The sequence below is a fragment of the Streptomyces sp. NPDC058964 genome, from assembly GCF_042741275.1.
Lineage (GTDB): Bacteria > Actinomycetota > Actinomycetes > Streptomycetales > Streptomycetaceae > Streptomyces.
The window spans coordinates 1-4,632 of sequence record NZ_JBHYKH010000006.1; the positions used below are offsets into that span (position 1 = coordinate 1).

Below are 4,632 nucleotides of genomic sequence, written 5' to 3' on the forward strand. Positions count from 1 at the left end.
GGGGCTGCCCCCACCACAGCCGGGACCTTCTCGCGTGGGCGCCCGCGGGACGGAGGTTGGATATCCGTCCGCCGACGACCCACAGCTCGTCGCGGACCTCGTCCGGGCCGACGAGGATCCGCCCCTTCACGTGCAGCACCGCCTGATCGCTCATGTACCGCACCTTAGTGAACGGGTCAGCCGTCCTTGCCCACCTGGTCCGAGGTCTCCTCCTCCACGTCCGCCATCGCGGGGTCGAGGAGGCGGGAGAGGAAGTGCCGGGTGCGCTCGTGGAGGGGGTTGCCGATGACCCGCTCGGGGGTGCCGTCCTCCACGATCACGCCGCCGTCCATGAAGACGACCCGGTCGGCGACCTCGCGGGCGAAGGTCATCTCGTGGGTGACGACCATCATGGTCATGCCCTCGTCGGCGAGCATGCGCATGACGGCGAGTACGTCCCCCACCAGCTCCGGGTCGAGCGCCGAGGTCGGCTCGTCGAACAGCATGACCTCGGGTCCCATCGCCAGCGAGCGGGCGATGGCGACGCGCTGCTGCTGACCGCCGGAGAGGGAGGACGGATAGGCGTCCGCCTTCTCGGACAGGCCGACCCGCTCCAGGTTCTCGGCGGCGATCCGCGCGGCCGTCGCCTTGTCCCGCCCGAGCACCCGGCGCTGCGGCAGGGTGAGGTTCTCGGTGACCGACAGGTGCGGGAACAGGTTGAACTGCTGGAACACCATGCCGATACGGCGGCGTACGGCATCGATGTCGACGTCGGGGTCGGTGACCTCGGTACCGCCGACGAAGACCTGGCCCCCGGTGGGCTCCTCCAGGAGGTTGACGCAGCGCAGCAGGGTCGACTTGCCGGAGCCGGACGGGCCGATCACGCAGACGACCTCGCCCTGGGCGATGTCGAGGTCGATGCCCTTGAGCACCTCGTTGTCGCCGAAGGACTTGTGCAGGCCGCGGACCTGGATCTCGGCGGTGCCGGAGGTGCCGTGGGTGCGGGGGCTGCTCACTTGACCGCCTCCTGGGCCTTGTTCTCCATGTGGCGCACGACGAAGCCGAGCGGGATCGTGACCAGCAGGTAGCACAGGCCCGCGACCAGGATCGGCGTGGAGTTGGCGGTCGTGCTGGCCAGATCACGGCCGAACTTGGACAGTTCGCGCTCCTCCAGGGTCACACCGAGCAGCAGGACCAGGGAGGAGTCCTTGAAGAGCATGACGAGCTCGTTGGTGAGCGGCGGGAGGATGATCCGGAACGCCTGCGGGATGATGATCGAGACCATGGCGCGGGCGGGCGAGAACCCGAGCGAACGGGCCGCCTCCAGCTGTCCCCTGGGCACCGCCTGGATGCCCGCGCGGAACGTCTCCGCCATGTAGGCGGCTCCGATCAGACCGAGCCCGAGGGCGGCCTTGCCGTAGGTGCCGCCGGGGATCTCCGTGCCCGGGAAGGCCAGCGGCACGGCCACCGCGATGAAGACGAAGATCAGCAGCGCGGGCAGACCGCGGAAGATCTCGATGTAGACGCTCGCGACCCAGCGGTACGGGCCCACGGAGGACAGCCGCATCAGCGCGACGACCAGCCCGAGGGCCAGACCCAGGACGAAGCCGGACACCGTGTAGAGCACGGTGTTCTTCAGCGCCAGCGTGATGACGTCGGGGAACATCTGCCGGGCGATGTCCGGCTGCGCGAACTGGTTCTGCAGCCGCCCCCAGTCCGCCGTGACCGCGACGGCGATCACGGCGCCGGCGAAGACGGCGTACTGCACGCCACGGGACAGACGGCGCTTCTGGCGCCGGGTCAGGCCCTTCTTCCTCGGCCGCGGTGGTACGTCGGTTCCGGTCATGGGTCAGGAGACGGTGGCGGAGGCGGAGGCGGGGTACGGGCCGATCCACTTCTCGTAGAGCTTCGCGTACGTGCCGTCGGCCTTCGCGTGCGCGATCGCCTTGTTGATGGCGGCGAGGAGTCTGGTGTTGCCCTTCTTCACCGTGAAGCCGTACTGCTCGCCGGTGGTGAGGTTGTCGACCAGCTTGAAGGCGTCGGAGTTGGCCTTGTCCTTCAGCCAGCCCTGGACCACCGGGTAGTCGATGACGACGGCCTGGACCTGGCCGGTGCGCAGCCCGTTGAGGACGCCGTCGGAGGACTCGAAGGAGACCGGGTCGTAGCCCTTGCTCCTGGCGTAGTCCTCACCGGTGGTCTGCGCCTGGGCGCCGAGCTTCTTGCCCTTGGCCTTGACGTCGGCGAGCGAGGTGATGCCGCTCTTCCTGTCGACCAGGACGGCCTGGGTGGCGTCGAAGTACGGGTCCGAGAAGTCGACGTTCTTCTTGCGTTCGGCGGTGATGGTCATACCTGCGGCGGCCAGGTCGCACTGGCCGGAGTTGAGGAACGCGCCCGTCTTGAAGTTCTCGAACGGCGTGTCGACGATGTCCTGCCTCACCCCGAGGTCCTTGGCGACGAGGTCGATCAGCGACACGTCGAAGCCCTGCACCTTGCCGTCGATCTCCGACTGGAACGGCGGGTACGGCAGATGGGTACAGGTGGTGAGCCGGCCGGCCCTGACCAGTTCGACACCGCCGGCGGCGGTCTTCCTGGCGCCGGAGCCGCTGTCGCTCGACGAGCAGCCGGCCACGAGCACGAGCCCGGCCGTCGCGGTGGTTGCCGCCAGGACGCGGGCCCGGCGCCCGAGGAGCGTTTTCACGAGGGGGGACCTCCTGTGGTGGAGCTTCGAGTTCCGCTTGTGGAGGTTCCGATTATAAGGAGATGTTTGGGCATCTCAAACCAATCCCATGGCCACGGAGCCGTCCGGCCTGGGAAGTCGCCGGTCCCAGGAGTGATCGGGGTGATCGACCCCGGCGGTTACCCTCGTCTGCGTCCACCCCCGCGAGCCAAGAGAGCACCCACCGTGACCCACGCCTTCCTCGATCTGCCCCCGCTGAGCGCCGTGCACTTCGCCGCGATCGAGGACCGGGTGGCCCGGCTGCTCGACACCCGGCAGGACGTCGTGATCATGCAGGGCGAGGCGCTGCTGCCCCTGGAGGGCGCGATCCGCGCGACCGCGGCACCCGGCACCACCGCGCTGAACGTGATCACCGGCCCGTACGGCCAGACCTTCGGGAACTGGCTGCGGGACTGCGGCGCCACGGTGATCGACCTGGCGGTCCCCTTCCACACGGCGGTCACGGCCGCGCAGGTCCGCGGGGCCCTCGCCGAGCACCCGGAGATCGACTTCGTGTCCCTGGTCCACGCGGAGGCGGCGACCGGCAACACCAACCCGGTCGCGGAGATCGGCGAGGCGGTACGGGAGCAGGGCGCGTTGTTCTACCTCGACGCGGTCGCCTCCGTCGGCGCCGAGCCGGTGCTGCCGGACGCGTGGGGCGTGGACCTGTGCGTGATCGGCGCGCAGAAGGGGATGGGCGGACCGGCGGGCGTGTCGGCGGTCTCGGTGAGCGAGCGGGCGTGGGCGCGGATGGCGGCCAACCCGAACGCCCCGCGCCGCTCCTACCTCTCCCTCCTGGACTGGAAGGAGCGGTGGCTCGACGGCGGCCGGAAGGCGCTGCCGCACGCTCCGGCCCAGCTGGAGATGCTGGCACTGGAGGCCTGCGTCGAGCGGATCGAGGCGGTGGGCCTCGACACCGTCATGGCCCGGCACCGCAGCGCCGCGCTGGCCACGCGGGCGGGGGCGGCGGCCCTGGGCGGCGGCCTGGAGCCGTATGTGTACGAGGCCGGGGAGGCCGCGCCGGTCGCCACGACGCTTCGGGTGCCGGCGGGCGTGGCGGCGTCCGAGCTGGTGGCCCGGGCGCTGGAGAGCGACCCCGGAGTGCCGCTGGCCGCGGGCGGCGGAGCGCTGGCCAAGGAGATGATCCGGGTCAACCACTACGGGGCGGACGCCACGCGGACCGCGGTGCGAAGTTCCCTGGCCGCGCTGGGCACGGCGCTCGCCGGCAAGGGGCTGGACGTGGACGTCGAGGCGGCCCGGCAGGCCGTGGAGTCCGCCTGGCGGTAGCCGTCGGCGGGAGCGCATCGACGGAGTTACCGGCAATTCAATTCAAGGCAATTCTGGAATTCCTTTTCGATGAGAGCTTTCCCGAGTTCTTCTGCCCGATTTTTGCGGAGCTAAACAAGGGTAATTTCGTCCGGGTTTCAACCCTGTGACACACTCCACACGGCGCTGCTATTTGTCCGCTTTTGCGCGGTATAAATCGTCACATTCTTCCACTCATCGCAGGCCGGATCCCGCAGCCGTCCGTGCATTTTTGAATTTGCCTCGCTAAATTCAAGCCGCATGACTGCCGCACAAGCAGACCTGCTGATCGACCGCCCGGAGGTGACGGACGGGGCCGCCCTCTGGCGCCTCGCCAAGGATTCCGGAACCCTCGATCTGAACTCCTCGTACAGCTATCTGCTGTGGTGCCGCGACTTCGCCGGCACATCGGCGGTGGCGCGCGGGGCGGGCGGGGAGCCCGTCGGGTTCGTGACCGGTTACGTACGGCCGGAGCTCCCCCGCACCCTGCTCGTCTGGCAGGTGGCGGGGGTCGCGGCGGAACCGGGGGGCGGGGGGGCCGCGGGGCGGGGGGGGGGCCCAATTTTGCGGTCTCTCGGGCGGGCGGGGCCCCCCACGTATCGCGTCGACCGAGCCCAGCAGCCGCACGGGGG

Annotated in this window: 4 protein-coding genes and 2 pseudogenes (1 of these 6 only partly in view); 2 read left to right on the forward strand and 4 right to left on the reverse strand. The window is 69.8% G+C overall.

Annotation, left to right across the window (positions count from 1 at the left end):
- The 4 genes and pseudogenes from ACFW2E_RS01325 to ACFW2E_RS01340 all read right to left on the reverse strand — a co-directional run.
- A pseudogene (locus ACFW2E_RS01325) lies at positions 1 to 154 on the reverse strand (amidohydrolase); the annotation flags it as partial.
- 22 nt (positions 155 to 176) lie between these two features.
- Positions 177 to 995: an amino acid ABC transporter ATP-binding protein gene (locus tag ACFW2E_RS01330; protein WP_384459518.1), complete on the reverse strand. Its 819-nt coding sequence runs from the start codon at positions 993 to 995 to the stop codon at positions 177 to 179.
- Positions 992 to 1,825: an amino acid ABC transporter permease gene (locus tag ACFW2E_RS01335; RefSeq protein ID WP_384459521.1), complete on the reverse strand. Its 834-nt coding sequence runs from the start codon at positions 1,823 to 1,825 to the stop codon at positions 992 to 994. Before ACFW2E_RS01335 ends, ACFW2E_RS01330 begins: the two co-directional genes overlap by 4 nt.
- A 3-nt stretch (positions 1,826 to 1,828) precedes the next feature.
- Positions 1,829 to 2,677: a transporter substrate-binding domain-containing protein gene (locus ACFW2E_RS01340; protein WP_384459524.1), complete on the reverse strand. Its 849-nt coding sequence runs from the start codon at positions 2,675 to 2,677 to the stop codon at positions 1,829 to 1,831.
- Positions 2,678 to 2,881: 204 nt separating this feature from the next.
- On the opposite strand from ACFW2E_RS01340, the gene ACFW2E_RS01345 reads away from it, so the two are divergent.
- Positions 2,882 to 3,982 carry a pyridoxal-phosphate-dependent aminotransferase family protein gene (locus tag ACFW2E_RS01345; protein ID WP_384459527.1) on the forward strand — a complete coding sequence of 367 codons (1,101 nt, stop codon included), beginning with the start codon at positions 2,882 to 2,884 and terminating at the stop codon, positions 3,980 to 3,982.
- Between the two features lie 279 nt (positions 3,983 to 4,261).
- A pseudogene (locus ACFW2E_RS01350) lies at positions 4,262 to 4,632 on the forward strand (GNAT family N-acetyltransferase) (it continues 324 nt past the right edge of the window).